Raw genomic sequence first — 13,973 nt, forward strand, 5'->3', positions numbered from 1 at the left:
AGTTGTTGCGTAGTGCTTGGTGACCAGGACGGCTGGGGCACCAATAGGTTGTCAAAGGCCGAGTCGATTTTGGGGACTGGGATGTCCCAAAATCTATCACGAGGCCGAAGACACGCTTGCGACGGGCGCGGGCACCAATTCAAGCTGACCCGCGGCATGGGCATGCCCTATGTGGGAAAGACCATCGAAGTGCCCCAGGGCAAGTATTTCGTCATGGGGGATCACCGCAACAACAGCGCCGACTCCCACTTCTGGGGTTTCGTGGATCAGGACAGGATCATGGGCCGGGTGGTGGGCATCGCCCTGTCATTCTCCACCGAGCGGGGCTGGGACCGGCTTGCCTTGCCGGTTCACTGAGCCGTATCCATCTTTGTCCACCACAGAGTCGCCCCAGCCACGGAGGCGGGCATGGCGGCGAAGTTGATCACCGGGATCATCATCAGCAGATTGGCACCTGCGCCGAAGGCCCAGGTCTGAAAAGGGCGCTTGCGCAGGCGTTGACGTTGCTCCCTGGGGCGGAGGTGATGATTGCCCATGGGATAGTCCACGTATTCGATGCTCAGGAACCAGAATCCCAGCAGCAGCCACAGTACCGAGCCGATGGCGTTCAGGCAGGGAATGATCATCAGGATCAGTACCGGGATGGCGCGCAGCAGAAAATACCAGATCTTTCCCAGTTCACCGCTGATGGCGGGGATGATCTCGGCCATGAGGCTGCCGCTGTGATCTTCCGGCAGCTGGCCGGTAATCTGTTTTTCCACCTGGGCAGCCAGGATGCTGTTGAAGGGTGAGGCGATGAGGTTGGCCACCATGGTAAAGGTGTAGAAGGCAATCACCAGATAAGTGAGCGCAAACAGGGGCCAGAGCAGCCATTCGAGGTAACTCATCCAGCTGTCGGCAGGCAGAACCCAGTCGATGAACTCCTGGAAGTAGATACTGCCGATCCAGGCGGTGAGGCTGAAGATGAGGATATTGATGAACAGCGGCGCGAACACATAGCGCCGCAATCCCCTGCGAAACAGCATGCCCAGCCCCTGAAACGGCAGCAAAAAGACTGCAATCAGTGATGTCATTTTGCGATGCTGCGCTTGAACCAGTTTCTGATCATGCGTTTTTCCATTCCGAGGGGTTCTCCACTGCTGGTGCGCATGGCGGCGCTCATGGTTCTGCTCTGCAGTTTTTCATCACCTTCCTTGAGCACATTGCCGCTGGCATCCAGCAGGCGGTAGTGGAACGTCATCCGGGCGGGGTAGCTGTCCTTCACCACACGCACGTCCTGGTGCTGGGTGCGGGCACCGGTAAGTTTTACATCACCTGCCAGATCCAGGTCGGTAACCGTCATTTCCAGTTTCTGACCGTCGGGGAGTGTCGCGGCAAGTTTCTGTATCGTGTCTTCGAGTTCTTTGAAAGTTCTGGCCTGGAATTCCTCCTGGGAGCCGCTGGAGGCCATGACGTCGGTGTAACCGGCCGGATTGGACCAGTGTATTTCGGCGCTGCCGCCGGCCTTTGCCAGGGTCGGGAGCAGCATGATGCTGAATATAGCGATAAGTGTTTTCATACATTGACCTCTTTGTTTTCTGTGATCCATTAGATGCCTAAACAGTCCACAGGTTCAGATGAGGGAGGCAAGCGATCCGGCAGCAGGCCCCACCGTTTACCGCAGTCAAGATCATTTAATGCGTCATGATACCTGCCCCAGGCTGCCAGCGGAACAGTTTGATGGGCTGTGCAAATGTGGCAAAACCTGTGCGTATCATCTACATTTACCCTGTGATGGCTGTATTTCACATCTGTAATTTAAAACTGATGGCCCACGGAGGGCAGTATCATGCTGAAAAGAAAAATTCTGTTTACGGTTGCGGCCAGTGTTTTTTTGGGCATGTCTACACTGGTGCAGGCCACTGAAGGCAAGCTGGTGGTTGTGACATCGTATCCACCGGACACCACCACGACTTTCAAGAAGGCCTTTGAGAAGAAGTACCCTGGTATCAAAGTCGAGATGCTGAAGAAAAAAACCACGGCAGGCGTCAAATATCTTCAGGAAACAGCCGGCAACAACACATCCGATTTGTTCTGGGCATCGGCTCCGGATGCGTTCGAGATACTCAAGGGGGATGATCTCCTGCAGAAATACCAGACGAAAGTAAAGGGCATCCCGGAGAAAGTCGGGGCCTTTCCCATCAATGATCCCGACGGTTATTACAAGGGCTTTGCCGCATCCGGTTACGGCATCATGTGGAACACCCGCTATCTCAAGGCGAAGAAACTGCCTGTTCCCCATGAATGGGAAGATCTGACGAAGGCCGTATACCACAATCACGTTGGCATGAGCGCTCCCTCGCGTTCCGGCACGACGCATCTGACGGTGGAAACAGTGCTGCAGGGCAAGGGTTGGGAAGAAGGCTGGGCCACCTGGAAGGAGATAGCAGGTAACATGAAGACCATCACCGAACGCAGTTTTGGTGTGCCGGATGGTGTGAACAGCGGACAGTTCGGTATCGGTATCGACTTCTTCGGGCTTTCTTCCAAGGCCTCCGGATTCCCCGTCGATTTCGTGTATCCCAGGGTGACTACGCTGGTTCCCGCAAATATTGCCATCGTGAAGAATGCACCCCACAGGGAGACAGCGGCTGATTTCATCGAATTCCTGCTCTCCGACGAAGGGCAGGCGCTGCTGCTGGACCCTAAGATCATGCGCCTGCCGGTCAATCCCAAGGCCTATGCCAAGGCACCGGCGAATTTTCCGAATCCCTTCAAGGACAACTCCATCGGTTCTGGCGTGAAGTTTGATCTGGCATTGTCGAAATCCCGCTACAACGTGGTCAATTCCCTGTTCGATGTCATGATCACCTATCGGCTGGATGATCTGCGCACTGCGGTGAAGGCGATCCAGGATGCAGAAGCCGCGCTCCAGGGTAATAACAACCCGGCCGCCCAAAAACTGATTGCGCAAGCAAAAGACCTGGTGAATGCCGTGCCCATCGATGCGGCGAAAGCCAGCGATGAGGCGTTCAACAGTATTTTCAAGAAGAAACGCAAGAAGGCCAGCACCAAGGTTACCGGCCGTCAGGCCGAGATCGAGCAGCAATGGGATGAGATGATCAAGGCCAATTACGCCAAGGCAACCCAGTTGGCGAACAAGGCCAAATCCATGCTCTGACAGAAGATGACAGCAGGCCGGTGAAATGCCGGTCTGTTGCCAGTGCACGGAAAAACAATCATGACAAAACAACGCGGCCCGTTTTTTGCAGGACTACTGATCGCCCTGATACTGCTGGCCTTCCTGGTCATTCCCGTTGTGCAGGTCATCTATGTGGCCTTTCAGGATCCGGCAAGCGGTGCGCTGACCCTGGTCAATTTCAGCGATTTTTTCCGCTCATCCCTGTTTCAGGAATCGTTCTTCAATTCCTTCTATGTGGCTGCCATGTCGGTCGTGGTGGCGACCATCATCGCTTTGCCACTGGCCTATTTCACTTCGCGTTTCAATTTTACCGGAGCCGCCATCATTCAGACCCTGGGCTTCATACCCCTGATCATGCCTCCCTTCGTGGGCGCTGTGCCCATGCTGCTGCTTTTCGGCGAGAACGGATCCGTCAACCTGCTGCTGGATGAGCATCTCGGGTTCACCATTCCTTTCATGGAGGGTCTGAACGGCGTTATCTTTGTACAGAGTATCCACTATTTTCCTTTCATACTGATCAATCTGTCGGCGGCCCTGAACAACGTGGACAGATCCATGGAGGAGTCGGCGCAGAATCTTGGCGCCAGTGGTATGCGCCTGTTTCGACGTATCGTTTTCCCGCTGGCCATGCCCGGCTATGTTGCAGGGGCCGCGCTGGTGTTCCTGAAGGTGTTCGATGATCTGGGTACGCCATTGTTGCTGAACGTGAATACCATGCTGGCGCCCCAGGCCTATCTGCGCATCTCATCCATAGGTATCTCGGACCCCATGGGTTATGTGATTTCGGTGATCCTGGTGGTGTTCTCCCTGTTCGCCCTGTGGACCTCCATGCTGGCGCTGAAAGGCAAGGACTATTCCACCCTGCAGAAAGGCGGTGGCGGCATGCTCAAGCGTGAACTGCGCGGCGGGCAGAAGATCGCTGCCTATGCGCTTATCCTGCTCATCCTGCTGCTGGTGCTCTCGCCGCATATCGGGTTGACCCTGCTGTCCTTCGGCACGGTCTGGTCCTACAGCCCCTTGCCAGATGCCTATACACTGGACCACTACCGCATGGTGTTCGGTTCGGCGCGGGAGTACATCACCAACACCCTGCTGTATGCGGGACTGGCCGCCAGCTTCGATGTCATACTGGCAACAGCCATTGCCTATATCGTGTACCGCACCGGCATGAAAGGCCGGAAATGGCTGGACTATATCGCCACCGCATCTCTGGCGGTACCAGGGGTGGTACTGGGTATCGGCTATCTGCGCACCTACAATGATTTCAACGTGCCTTTTCTCGACAAGCCCCTGGCCTCCTGGTGGGTGATTATCGTGGTGGCGCTCACCATTCGCCGCTTGCCCTACGCCCTGCGCGCCTGTGTGGCTGCGCTGCAGCAGGTTAGCGTGATGCTGGAGGAAGCGGCACAGAATCTCGGTGCGACGCGCTCCCGCACATTGTGGCGGGTGGTCGTGCCTTTGATGAGTGGGGGGATGATCGCCGGTTTTGTCACCAGCTTTGCCACGGCATCCGTGGAGTTGTCCGCCACCATCATGCTGGTGTCCCAGGAATCCGATGCGCCCCTGGCCTTCGGTATCTATGAGTTCATGCAATCCGCTTCCGGGCGGGGAGCCAGAGCCGCCCTGGGCATGATTGCCGTGGTCATCGTGGGCCTGGGTACCTATTTTTCCCACCGTGTGATCGAACGCAGCCACAAGCTGCGTACCGCAGAAAGACAAATTGCAGAGGAAGTGACATGAGCAGCGAATCAGTGGGGATCTCCATCAGGAACCTTGGTCTGGCCTTCGGTGACAATGAGGTGCTCAGGGACATCAGCCTGGATATTGCACCGGGGGAATTCTTTGCCTTTCTCGGCCCTTCCGGCAGCGGAAAATCCACGCTACTGCGTGCGGTGTCCGGTTTTGGGCCCAGGCCCAGCGGCCAGATACTGATCGGAGGGGAGGATGTGGTGGATCTGCCTCCCTGGAAACGCAATCTGGGCATGGTGTTTCAGAGCTATGCGCTGTGGCCCCACATGACGGTGCGGAAGAACATCGCTTTTGGCCTGGAGGAGCGTCGCCTGCCGGCAGCTGAAATCAGGAGACGGGTGGATGAAGCGCTGGAGCTGGTTGGCATGACAGCGTTCGCCGGGCGGCGGCCGTCACAGCTTTCCGGAGGCCAGCAGCAGCGGGTGGCCATCGCCCGTACCATCGTTGTCGAGCCAAAGGTGCTGCTGCTCGATGAACCCCTGTCCAACCTTGATGCCAACCTGCGTATCCAGATGCGCCGCGACATCCGCGCCCTGCAACAGCGCCTGCAGCTCACTACCATCTTCGTCACCCATGATCAGGAAGAGGCGAATACCACATCAGACCGCATGGCCGTACTCAACGATGGCTATCTGCAACAGGTAGGAACTCCCATGGAACTGTATGACAACCCGTCTAACCTGTTCGTGGCGCGCTTCCTGGGAACGGCAAACATCCTGCCGGGAAGCATCGTCGAGGAAGACGGGCGCAAGGCCTTTGTTTCGGACAGCTGCGTGACCTTCCGCCTGGATATCGAAGGGGAGGGGCAGCGTTCCATCGTTTTCCGTCCCCAGAACGCCAGTATTCACTGTGGCCGGGTGGAAGCCGATGACGCGCATATCGACTTGCCGGGCGTGATCGTGCACACCGAGTTTCTCGGCAGCATCGTGCGTTATGGGGTGAAAGTGGGCAATGAAACCCTGCTGCTGGATCTGCCCCATATCCAGGGAGAAGGTCTGATCGCAGAAGGTACAGAGGTTACCGTGCTGGTGGCCAGGGAACGGATTCTGGCCTTGGCCGGATAAGCCCGCTTCCTACAGATAGAGAAAGCCCAGGATAACCGCGCCGAGAAACAGCCGGTAAATGGCGAAAGGCGCCATGCCGATACGTTCGATGAAGCGCAGGAAGAAATGGATGGTGGTGTAGGCGGCGACAAAGGAGAGGGCCACGCCGAGGCCCAGGTCCTGCCAGTTGACGCTTTCCTCCAGCAGGAACAGGTCCTTGCCCACCCAGATTACCGAAGCCAGTATGGTCGGTATGGCCAGCAGAAAGGAGAAACGCGAGGCGGCTTCACGGGTGTAGCCCAGCATCAGTGCGGCGGCCATGGTGATGCCGGAGCGGGAAGTGCCGGGAATCAGGGCAACAGCCTGGGCGACGCCGATGAACAGGGCATCTTTCAGGTTCATGCTGCCGATATGGCGGTTACGTTTCGAATGGCGGTCAGCCCACCACAGCAGCAGGCCGATGAGGATGGTGGTGGCGGCAATCACCTGGGGGGCGCGCAGCTGGTGTTCCACCAGGTCTTTGATCAGAACGCCTACTACCATCACCGGGATGGTCGCCAGGATGATTGCCCAGCCCAGGCGACTGTTGGGCGTGGACTTACCCGATGGCATCAGTGAGGCAAACCAGTCGTGCAGCATCAGCAGGACTTCCTTGCGGAAATACAGGACCACTGCCAGCAGGGTTCCGAGGTGCACGGCAAGATCGAAGGCAAGACCCTGATCGGCATAGCCAAAGACATATGGCGCCAGAATGAGGTGGGCCGAGCTGGATATGGGCAGGAATTCTGTAAATCCCTGTATCAGTGCCAGAATGATTATCTGTATCAGGTCCATGATGCTTGCCGTGCTTGTCTGGTGAACAAATCAGGCAGCATCATACGCCGTAGGCGGGCTGTTGAAAAACCGTAATGCAGGTTCGTCATGGGATGAGGGGGTGGCCAGGGCAGCGACAAAGCCGTCGGCGGCGAAGAAATGGCGGCAGTGCAGGTCGTCGGGCGGGACCGGGGTGGCGAAGATGCCGTATCCGAAAGCTTTCTGACGGGCTTCAAGGGCCGTCCATTGCCGAAAGAACAGCAGCTGCTGGTTTTCACCGGCCATGGGCGCCGACCACTGTTGCCATACTTCAGTAGAAAACGTGCGCCTGGCAATACGTGAGGGGTATTTCATGTCGCGGATTTTTTCCAGATCGATACCCACAGGATGTAGTGCACTGATGGCGAGCAACCCCAGTTCGTGACTGTGGGAAAGATTGAAATGCACGGGCAGGCGCGCCAGCTCCGGTTTTCCTCCCGGCCTGACAATGAAACTGAGCCTGGCAGGCGCTTCATCCAGATAAGAGGCGAGAATGCCACGCAGCTGCAAGCGGCTGTTCAGATAGCGTCGCGCGGCTTCCGGCCGGCGTATGTCCGTAAACCGTGACCGTTCTTCGCTGCTCAGGATCGAGAGACTGCCGGAAGTGGGCTGATCCAGGTCGAATCGCCATATATGCACTTCTCCCGGCTGCAGCCTATTCACAGTATCGAAGCTGCCTTCCGACCAGTGAGGGATGTGTATGCCTGCGGGTGTTGTTCCGGCGCTTGCCAATTGGGATCTGTGTGCTCGGGAGTTGCTGAATTGATACCTTAACAAGTGTATCATTTCCCGCCATGCAAAAGACCATTGTTTCCCGCCCGGCGCCTGCTTCGGAAGCCAAATTGACCGCTGATCTGCACCCGGTGCTGCGCAGGGTCTATGCCTGCCGTGGCGTGCAAAATGATGAAGAACTGGATCTGGGGCTGGGCCGGCTGCTGCCGGTGGAGCGCATGGACGTGGCGTTCGAGGCAGCACGGCTGCTTTTTCAGGCGATGCGGGAACAGCGGCGTATCCTGATCATCGGCGATTTCGACTGTGACGGCGCCACCAGCACGGCCCTGAGTGTGCTGGCTTTGCGCGGTATGGGGGCGGAACAGGTGGATTATCTGGTGCCCAACCGCTTCGAATACGGCTATGGCCTGACGCCGGAAATCGTGGGACTGGCGGCGTCGGCATACGCACCTGATCTGATCCTGACTGTGGATAACGGCGTATCCAGTGTGGATGGCGTGGCGGCGGCCAACAGGCTGGGTATTCAGGTTGTCGTGACAGATCATCACCTGCCCGGTCCGGTGCTGCCTGACGCGGCAGCCATGGTCAATCCCAATCTTCCGGACAACGGTTTCCCCGCCAAGTCCACCGCCGGTGTCGGCGTGGTGTTCTATGTGTTGCTGGCCCTGCGTTCCCTGCTGCGTGAGCGGGGATGGTTCGATGAAAGATCCGAGCCGAACATGGGGGACCACCTCGATCTGCTGGCACTGGGCACCGTGGCCGACGTGGTGCCCCTGGAGCGCAACAACCGTATTCTAGTGCATCAGGGGCTGGCGCGCATCCGCGCCGGCCGCTGCCGTCCCGGTATCACCGCTCTGCTGGAAGTGGCGGGACGCAATCCCCGGCGCGCGCAGGCTTCAGACCTCGGCTTCACCGTGGGACCCCGCCTGAACGCGGCGGGCCGGCTGGATGACATGTCGCTGGGTATCGAATGCCTGCTGACAGAAGATCCGGGCAGGGCAAGGGAACTGGCGGCGGAGCTGGATCAGCTGAACCGGGACCGGCGTCATATCGAGGACGACATGCGGCAGCAGGCGGAGACCTTGCTCGAGACCGTGATGCTGAAAGAATCGGATCTTCCCTGGGGTCTTTGTCTGTATGACGACAGCTGGCACCAGGGCGTGATCGGTATTGTCGCTTCCCGCATCAAGGAGCGCCATCACCGGTCGGTCATCGCATTCGCCCCCGGTGATGATGGCGAGATCAAAGGGTCGGCGCGCTCCATCCCCGGTGTGCATATTCGCGACGTGCTGGACGAAGTTGCCGCCGGTTCTCCGGGGCTGCTGTTGAAGTTCGGTGGTCATGCCATGGCGGCGGGGCTCACGCTGGAGACGCATCGTCTGGATGAGTTCAAGGAACTGTTCAACGCAGTGCTGCACCGGCGCCTCGACAAGGATGCCTTTGAGGCGGTGATAGAATCCGATGGTGAGATTGCAGCAGAGGACATGAACCTGGATCTGGCCTATCTGGTCGAGCAGGGTGGCCCCTGGGGACAGGGCTTTCCGGAGCCCGTGTTCCACGGCGAGTTCGAGGTGATCCAGCAGCGTCAGTTGCAGGACAAACACTGGAAACTTGTGGTGCGGCCACCGGGCAGCAACCAGGTGTTCGATGCGATCGGTTTCAACCTGGTCAGGGCCTGTCCATCGCCTTTGCCGCAGAGGCTGCTGATGGCCTATCAGCTGGATGTGAATGAATTTCGCGGCAGTATCAATCTGCAATTGCGCATCGCACATATGGAGGCAGTATGAGAGAAGTGGATGAAGATGGCCTGGCCATCCGTCCCAACAAGACGCAGCTGAAACGTGAACTGGCCGAATTGCAGAAGCTGGTCGTGGCGATCATTGCGCTGGGCGAGGGCGAGCACGCTAGGCTGGATCTGGATGACAAATTTCTGGCCGGTGTGCACCGCGCTGCTGCCATGAAGGCATCGAGTGGCCGTAACCGTGAGATCAAATATCTGACCAAGCTGCTGCAGAAGCAGAACCTGGAACAGATCCGCGACTGGTTCGAAAACAGGAACAGCCGGCATTCGGAAGAGAACCGTCGCTTCCATGCCCTGGAGAAATGGCGTGATCGCCTCGTCGAACAGGGAGACGAAGCCTTGCAGCAATACCTGGAACAGTATCCCCATACAGACAGGCAGCAGATCCGTGCGCTGATTCGTAGTGCCGTCAGGGAAAGAGACACCGGCAAACCTGCCGGTGCCGGGAAAAAGCTGTTCCGGCAGCTCAGGGAAAACGCAGCAGATGCCGTGGAATCTGCTATCTTGTCAGAACAGCAAGAACAATAAAGGCCATGACCATGTCCAGCCACTCCAGACCCGTGTTTCTCAATCTGCTGCAGATTCGCCTGCCCGTGGCGGGCATCATGTCCATTGCTCACCGAGCGGCTGGCGTGCTCCTGTTCCTGAGCATCCCTTTTCTGGCGGCCCTGCTGTCAGTTGCATTGTCGGGACAGGCCGGTTTTCTTCAGGCGCAGACGCTGTTGAAACAGCCAATCATGCAGGTGATTCTGTTCCTCTTGCTGTGGGCATTGTTCCACCATTTCCTTGCCGGCATCCGCTATCTGCTCATCGATGTACATCTTGGTGTGCAGGCGCCGCGATACCAGCAGACGGCCTGGGCGGTGCTGATCCTTTCCCCGGTGTTGGCCCTGCTGCTGTTGTGGGGTCTGTGGTGAGCCGGCAACTGTCCGGTTTTCGCGCCTGGATGTGGCAGCGCGCCAGTGCCGTCTACCTGGCGGGCTTCATTGTGTACGTGCTCGCCTGGCTGATGTTCACGCCACCGGGTGATCACGGGGCGCTGAAGCACTGGCTCGCCGGCCTGGGCATGTGGCTGGCGACGGCGCTGTTCTTCCTGGCGCTGCTGCTGCATGCCTGGATAGGTGTACGTGATGTGATACTGGACTACGTCAAGCCCCCGGGCCTGCGCCTGGCCGCGCTGGCGACCGTGTTTGCCTTTCTGCTCACCTGCGGTTTGTGGGTGGCATCCATTCTGATGGGCCTGCTATGAACATGATAAGAAAAAATTTCGATGTGCTCATCATCGGCGCCGGTGGCGCCGGCCTGAATGCGGCAGTGCAACTGGCCAGGGCGGACTTGCGCGTGGCCGTGGTTTCCAAGGTCTTTCCCACGCGCTCGCACACGGTAGCTGCCCAGGGCGGCGTCAATGCGGCGCTGGGTAACGTGGATGATGACAGCTGGCACTGGCATATGTTCGATACGGTCAAGGGTTCTGACTATCTGGGTGATCAGGATGCCATCGAGTTCATGTGCCGGGAGGCCATTCCCACGGTGTACGAGCTGGAACACAACGGTGTGCCGTTCTCCCGGCTGGACAGCGGCAAGATCTATCAGCGTCCCTTCGGCGGCCAGAGCCGTCATTTCGGCAAGGAGCAAGCAACGCGCACCTGTGCGGCGGCAGACCGCACGGGTCATGCCATCCTGCACACCCTTTATCAGCAGAATATCAAGGCGCGCAGCCACTTTTTCACTGAGTACTTTGCCATCGATCTGCTGCAGGATGAAGAAGGTGGCGTGACCGGCGCACTGGTGATGGATATTGCTTCCGGTGAGCCCATGATCCTCAACGCCCGGGCGACCCTGCTGGCCACGGGAGGCTGTGGCCAGGTGTTCCGTACCACCAGCAATGCACACATCAATACGGGCGATGGCATGGCCATGGCCCTGCGTGCCGGGGTGCCCCTGCAGGACATGGAGTTCTTCCAGTTCCATCCCACCGGTGTGGCGGGCCGCGGCATGCTGATCACCGAGGCCTCCCGTGGCGAGGGCGGTTATCTCATCAACAGTGAGGGCGAGCGTTTCATGGAACGCTATGCGCCTACCGCCAAGGATCTGGCCAGCCGGGATGTGGTGGCGCGCGCCATCGTCACCGAGGTGCGTGAAGGCCGGGGCTGTGGTCCTGACAAGGATTATGTGCTGCTCAAAATCGATCACCTGGGCGAAGAGGTGGTGGCAAAGCGTCTGCCGGGTATTCGCGAAACCAGCAAGATCTTCCTGGGTGTGGATCCGGCCTTCGAACCCATTCCCGTTTATCCCACCGCGCACTACGTCATGGGAGGTATTCCCTCGGACCGCTTCGGGCGCGTGGTCACGCCGGCGCATCACGGGCCGGAAGAGGTTGTTCAGGGGCTTTATGCCGCCGGTGAATGCGCCTGCGTGTCGGTACACGGCGCCAACCGCCTGGGCGGCAACTCACTGCTGGATATTCTCGTATTCGGGCGTCTGTCAGGGCTGGATATTCTCGAATATCTCGACGAGCATCCCCGCCACCGTCTTACCCACAGCAGCAGTGAAGAGCGCGCCATGGCGCGTTTTCAGCGCTTTGAAGCCGAAGGCGAGGGTGTTTCCGTGGCGGAACTGCGGGTAGAGTTCCGCAAGGTCATGGAAGATCATGCCGGGGTGTTCCGTACGGATGACATCATGCGGGAAGGCGTGGAGAAAGTGAAAGAGATCCGTCGGCGACTCGGCGATGTGCGTCTGCACGACACCAGCCGCACCTTCAATACGGCGCGTATCGAGGCCTTCGAACTGGAGAACCTCATCGATGTGGGCATGTCCATCGTGACCTCGGCCCTGTATCGGCAGGAGAGCCGGGGGGCGCATTCCCGGCCTGATTACCCGGAAAGGGATGACCGGAACTGGATGCGCCACAGCCTGTATTTTCTGGAAGAAGACCGGCTGGACTACAAGCCTGTGCGCACCCGGCCGCTGAGTGTCGACAGTTTTCCACCCAAGCCGAGGGTGTACTGATGGAATTCCGGATCTATCGCTACAACCCGGATGTCGATCAGGAACCTCATTTGCAGACCTTCGAGGTGGAAACGGACAGGGGCATGATGCTGCGTGACGTGTTGCTGGAGATCAAGCGCAGGGACGAGTCGTTTGCCTTTCGCCATTCCTGCGGTGAGGGTGTGTGCGGCTCGGACGGTGTCAATGTAAACGGCCGGAACCGGCTCGCCTGTATCACGCCGGTCAGCGACTACAGGAAGGGACCCGTGGTCATCCGTCCTTTTCCCGGCCGGCCGGTGATCAGGGACCTGGTGGTGGACATGAGTGACTTCTACCGTCAGTACCATGCTGTGGATCCCTGGCTCAAACGCAAGGATCCCGTGCCGGAGCAGGAGAGTCTGCAGACGCCGGAAGAGCGCGCCCGGCTCGACGGCCTGTGGGAATGTATCCTGTGTGGCTGCTGTTCCACTTCCTGTCCTTCCTTCTGGTGGAATCCGGACAAGTTTTTGGGACCGCAGGCCTTGCTGTCGTCCTGGCGCTTTCTCGCTGACAGCCGTGACCAAGCGGAAGAGCAACGCCTGGACGATCTGGACGGCCCCTACAAGGTGTTTCGCTGTCACACGATCATGAACTGTGTGGATGCCTGCCCGAAACATCTAAACCCCACCCAGGCCATCGGACATATCCGCAGCCTGATGCTGAAAAAGTCCGTGTGACCAGGCAGCCTTTCAGGGAAAAGGAACGCCTGCAATGGCAGTGCCGGCGCGGCATGCTGGAGCTGGATTGCCTGTTCCGCCGCTTTCTCGACGAGCATTACGACAGTCAGCCGGCGGACATACAGCAGGCCTTTCGCCGATTGCTGCGCGAGGCCGACCCACATCTTTTCCGCTGGCTGATCAACGAACCGGAAGAAGCACCGGAGAAATATCAGGCGGTGCTCAGGGCGATTCGCAGTTGATTGACCCGGCAACGATATAGCCGGTGCATCATGGGTGAGCATCGCCTGTATCGTCAACGGGTCAATAGTGCCATGCCGGTATTCTCCGGCGTTCAGGTGTTACTGTTCTTCTTTTGTTTCTTCCTTGATGCCGCTGACATACAACGCCAGGGCCTCGATTTCCATTTCGGTCAGCTTGCTGGCGATGGTATGCATGATGGCGTTATCGTTGGTTCTGGCGCGCTCACCGAAGGCCTGTAGCTGGTCGGCAACATAGCGTTTGTGCTGCCCTGCGAGACGGGGCAGTTCGTCTGTTCCCTGGCCAAATTCTCCGTGGCAGGATTTGCAGGCAGGAATGCCGGAATACCTGTTGCCTTTCTTGAAAAGGTATTCGCCCACGGCGGCAAAACCCTTGTCGCGTACCCGGTGAGTCAGGGCTGGCTTGGAGCTGAAGTAGTCCGCCAGTGCTTCGATCTGGTCATCCTTGAGGTCTTTGGCCATTTCATTCATGGTGTCACTCTTGCGCTTGCCGTCGCGGAAGTTTTTCAGCTGTTTGACAAGGTAATTACAACTTGGTAAACCACCGCCTCTGGCGGTGAGACACGAAAAGGCTCTGCCGTACCGGCGTGCGAAGTAAGAAAATGGCCTCCTTTGAACCGGCAAGTTCTATAGGAGGCCATTATGAGAGAC

At 58.3% G+C, this 13,973-nt stretch carries 16 protein-coding genes; 11 read left to right on the forward strand and 5 right to left on the reverse strand.

All coding sequences use genetic code 11. The features are described 5' to 3' along the window. Window positions 1–156 precede the first annotated feature (156 nt). The gene (gene lepB / locus ACOCD2_RS04580) at window positions 157–357 is read left to right on the forward strand and encodes a signal peptidase I (RefSeq protein WP_293650030.1); all 201 of its coding nucleotides are present in this window, start codon (window positions 157–159) and stop codon (window positions 355–357) included. Here the strand turns inward: lepB and cysZ are convergent. Both cysZ and ACOCD2_RS04590 read right to left on the reverse strand, forming a co-directional pair. Next, a complete protein-coding gene (gene cysZ / locus ACOCD2_RS04585) occupies window positions 351–1,073 on the reverse strand; it encodes a sulfate transporter CysZ (RefSeq protein WP_293650029.1) in 723 nt (240 codons plus the stop codon). The genes lepB and cysZ overlap by 7 nt on opposite strands. After that, window positions 1,070–1,558, reverse strand: a complete 489-nt coding sequence (locus ACOCD2_RS04590) for a DUF3016 domain-containing protein (protein ID WP_293650028.1) — start codon at window positions 1,556–1,558, stop codon at window positions 1,070–1,072. Before ACOCD2_RS04590 ends, cysZ begins: the two co-directional genes overlap by 4 nt. A 270-nt stretch (window positions 1,559–1,828) precedes the next feature. Between ACOCD2_RS04590 and ACOCD2_RS04595 the strand changes: the two genes are divergently transcribed. From ACOCD2_RS04595 to ACOCD2_RS04605, 3 genes are read left to right on the forward strand one after another with little or no spacing between them, the layout of a single operon-like run. After that, entirely contained in the window at window positions 1,829–3,160 is a 1,332-nt protein-coding gene (locus tag ACOCD2_RS04595) for an ABC transporter substrate-binding protein (RefSeq protein WP_305801363.1), read from the forward strand. A gap of 60 nt (window positions 3,161–3,220) precedes the next feature. Further along, complete coding sequence (locus ACOCD2_RS04600) at window positions 3,221–4,921, forward strand: ABC transporter permease (protein ID WP_293644629.1); 1,701 nt, start codon at window positions 3,221–3,223, stop codon at window positions 4,919–4,921. After that, complete coding sequence (locus ACOCD2_RS04605) at window positions 4,918–5,994, forward strand: ABC transporter ATP-binding protein (RefSeq protein WP_293644631.1); 1,077 nt, start codon at window positions 4,918–4,920, stop codon at window positions 5,992–5,994. Before ACOCD2_RS04600 ends, ACOCD2_RS04605 begins: the two co-directional genes overlap by 4 nt. Before the next feature lie 9 nt (window positions 5,995–6,003). Here ACOCD2_RS04605 and ACOCD2_RS04610 read toward each other — a convergent pair whose 3' ends face one another. Together ACOCD2_RS04610 and ACOCD2_RS04615 are read right to left on the reverse strand one after the other, a co-directional pair. Further along, entirely contained in the window at window positions 6,004–6,807 is an 804-nt protein-coding gene (locus ACOCD2_RS04610; RefSeq protein ID WP_293644633.1) for an undecaprenyl-diphosphate phosphatase, read from the reverse strand. Between the two features lie 30 nt (window positions 6,808–6,837). Further along, on the reverse strand, window positions 6,838–7,488 hold the full coding sequence (locus ACOCD2_RS04615) for a 4'-phosphopantetheinyl transferase family protein (RefSeq protein WP_293644635.1): 651 nt from the start codon (window positions 7,486–7,488) through the stop codon (window positions 6,838–6,840). A 131-nt stretch (window positions 7,489–7,619) separates the two neighbouring features. On the opposite strand from ACOCD2_RS04615, the gene recJ reads away from it, so the two are divergent. Genes recJ through ACOCD2_RS04650 form a run of 7 tightly spaced genes read left to right on the forward strand, consistent with a single transcriptional unit; the run spans window position 7,620 to window position 13,304 of the window. After that, window positions 7,620–9,344 carry a single-stranded-DNA-specific exonuclease RecJ gene (gene recJ / locus ACOCD2_RS04620; RefSeq protein ID WP_293644636.1) on the forward strand — a complete coding sequence of 575 codons (1,725 nt, stop codon included), beginning with the start codon at window positions 7,620–7,622 and terminating at the stop codon, window positions 9,342–9,344. Then, complete coding sequence (yjgA, locus tag ACOCD2_RS04625) at window positions 9,341–9,886, forward strand: ribosome biogenesis factor YjgA (protein WP_293644638.1); 546 nt, start codon at window positions 9,341–9,343, stop codon at window positions 9,884–9,886. Before recJ ends, yjgA begins: the two co-directional genes overlap by 4 nt. Before the next feature lie 11 nt (window positions 9,887–9,897). Next, a complete protein-coding gene (gene sdhC / locus ACOCD2_RS04630) occupies window positions 9,898–10,275 on the forward strand; it encodes a succinate dehydrogenase, cytochrome b556 subunit (protein ID WP_294030214.1) in 378 nt (125 codons plus the stop codon). Further along, a complete protein-coding gene (gene sdhD, locus ACOCD2_RS04635; RefSeq protein WP_293644642.1) occupies window positions 10,272–10,607 on the forward strand; it encodes a succinate dehydrogenase, hydrophobic membrane anchor protein in 336 nt (111 codons plus the stop codon). Before sdhC ends, sdhD begins: the two co-directional genes overlap by 4 nt. Then, window positions 10,604–12,367: a succinate dehydrogenase flavoprotein subunit gene (sdhA, locus tag ACOCD2_RS04640; RefSeq protein ID WP_293644644.1), complete on the forward strand. Its 1,764-nt coding sequence runs from the start codon at window positions 10,604–10,606 to the stop codon at window positions 12,365–12,367. Before sdhD ends, sdhA begins: the two co-directional genes overlap by 4 nt. After that, window positions 12,367–13,062, forward strand: a complete 696-nt coding sequence (locus tag ACOCD2_RS04645) for a succinate dehydrogenase iron-sulfur subunit (protein WP_293644646.1) — start codon at window positions 12,367–12,369, stop codon at window positions 13,060–13,062. Before sdhA ends, ACOCD2_RS04645 begins: the two co-directional genes overlap by 1 nt. Then, window positions 13,059–13,304 (forward strand): succinate dehydrogenase assembly factor 2, encoded by a 246-nt coding sequence (locus tag ACOCD2_RS04650; RefSeq protein WP_293644648.1) that lies wholly within the window; start codon window positions 13,059–13,061, stop codon window positions 13,302–13,304. The genes ACOCD2_RS04645 and ACOCD2_RS04650 overlap by 4 nt, the downstream gene beginning before the upstream one ends. A gap of 99 nt (window positions 13,305–13,403) precedes the next feature. On the opposite strand, the gene ACOCD2_RS04655 is transcribed toward ACOCD2_RS04650, so the two are convergent. After that, a complete protein-coding gene (locus ACOCD2_RS04655) occupies window positions 13,404–13,793 on the reverse strand; it encodes a c-type cytochrome (RefSeq protein WP_293644650.1) in 390 nt (129 codons plus the stop codon). Window positions 13,794–13,973: the final 180 nt, after the last annotated feature.

The organism is Thiolapillus sp., assembly GCF_048562965.1.
GTDB classification, from domain to species: Bacteria; Pseudomonadota; Gammaproteobacteria; order Chromatiales; family Chromatiaceae; genus Thiolapillus; species Thiolapillus brandeum_A.

Coding starts and splice junctions, on each gene's coding strand:
- lepB (WP_293650030.1), top strand. CDS start 157: ATGGGCATGCCCTATGTGGGAAAGACCATCGAAGTGCCCCAGGGCAAG.
- cysZ (WP_293650029.1), bottom strand. CDS start 1,073: ATGACATCACTGATTGCAGTCTTTTTGCTGCCGTTTCAGGGGCTGGGC.
- ACOCD2_RS04590 (WP_293650028.1), bottom strand. CDS start 1,558: ATGAAAACACTTATCGCTATATTCAGCATCATGCTGCTCCCGACCCTG.
- ACOCD2_RS04595 (WP_305801363.1), top strand. CDS start 1,829: ATGCTGAAAAGAAAAATTCTGTTTACGGTTGCGGCCAGTGTTTTTTTG.
- ACOCD2_RS04600 (WP_293644629.1), top strand. CDS start 3,221: ATGACAAAACAACGCGGCCCGTTTTTTGCAGGACTACTGATCGCCCTG.
- ACOCD2_RS04605 (WP_293644631.1), top strand. CDS start 4,918: ATGAGCAGCGAATCAGTGGGGATCTCCATCAGGAACCTTGGTCTGGCC.
- ACOCD2_RS04610 (WP_293644633.1), bottom strand. CDS start 6,807: ATGGACCTGATACAGATAATCATTCTGGCACTGATACAGGGATTTACA.
- recJ (WP_293644636.1), top strand. CDS start 7,620: ATGCAAAAGACCATTGTTTCCCGCCCGGCGCCTGCTTCGGAAGCCAAA.
- yjgA (WP_293644638.1), top strand. CDS start 9,341: ATGAGAGAAGTGGATGAAGATGGCCTGGCCATCCGTCCCAACAAGACG.
- sdhC (WP_294030214.1), top strand. CDS start 9,898: ATGTCCAGCCACTCCAGACCCGTGTTTCTCAATCTGCTGCAGATTCGC.
- sdhA (WP_293644644.1), top strand. CDS start 10,604: ATGAACATGATAAGAAAAAATTTCGATGTGCTCATCATCGGCGCCGGT.
- ACOCD2_RS04645 (WP_293644646.1), top strand. CDS start 12,367: ATGGAATTCCGGATCTATCGCTACAACCCGGATGTCGATCAGGAACCT.
- ACOCD2_RS04655 (WP_293644650.1), bottom strand. CDS start 13,793: ATGAATGAAATGGCCAAAGACCTCAAGGATGACCAGATCGAAGCACTG.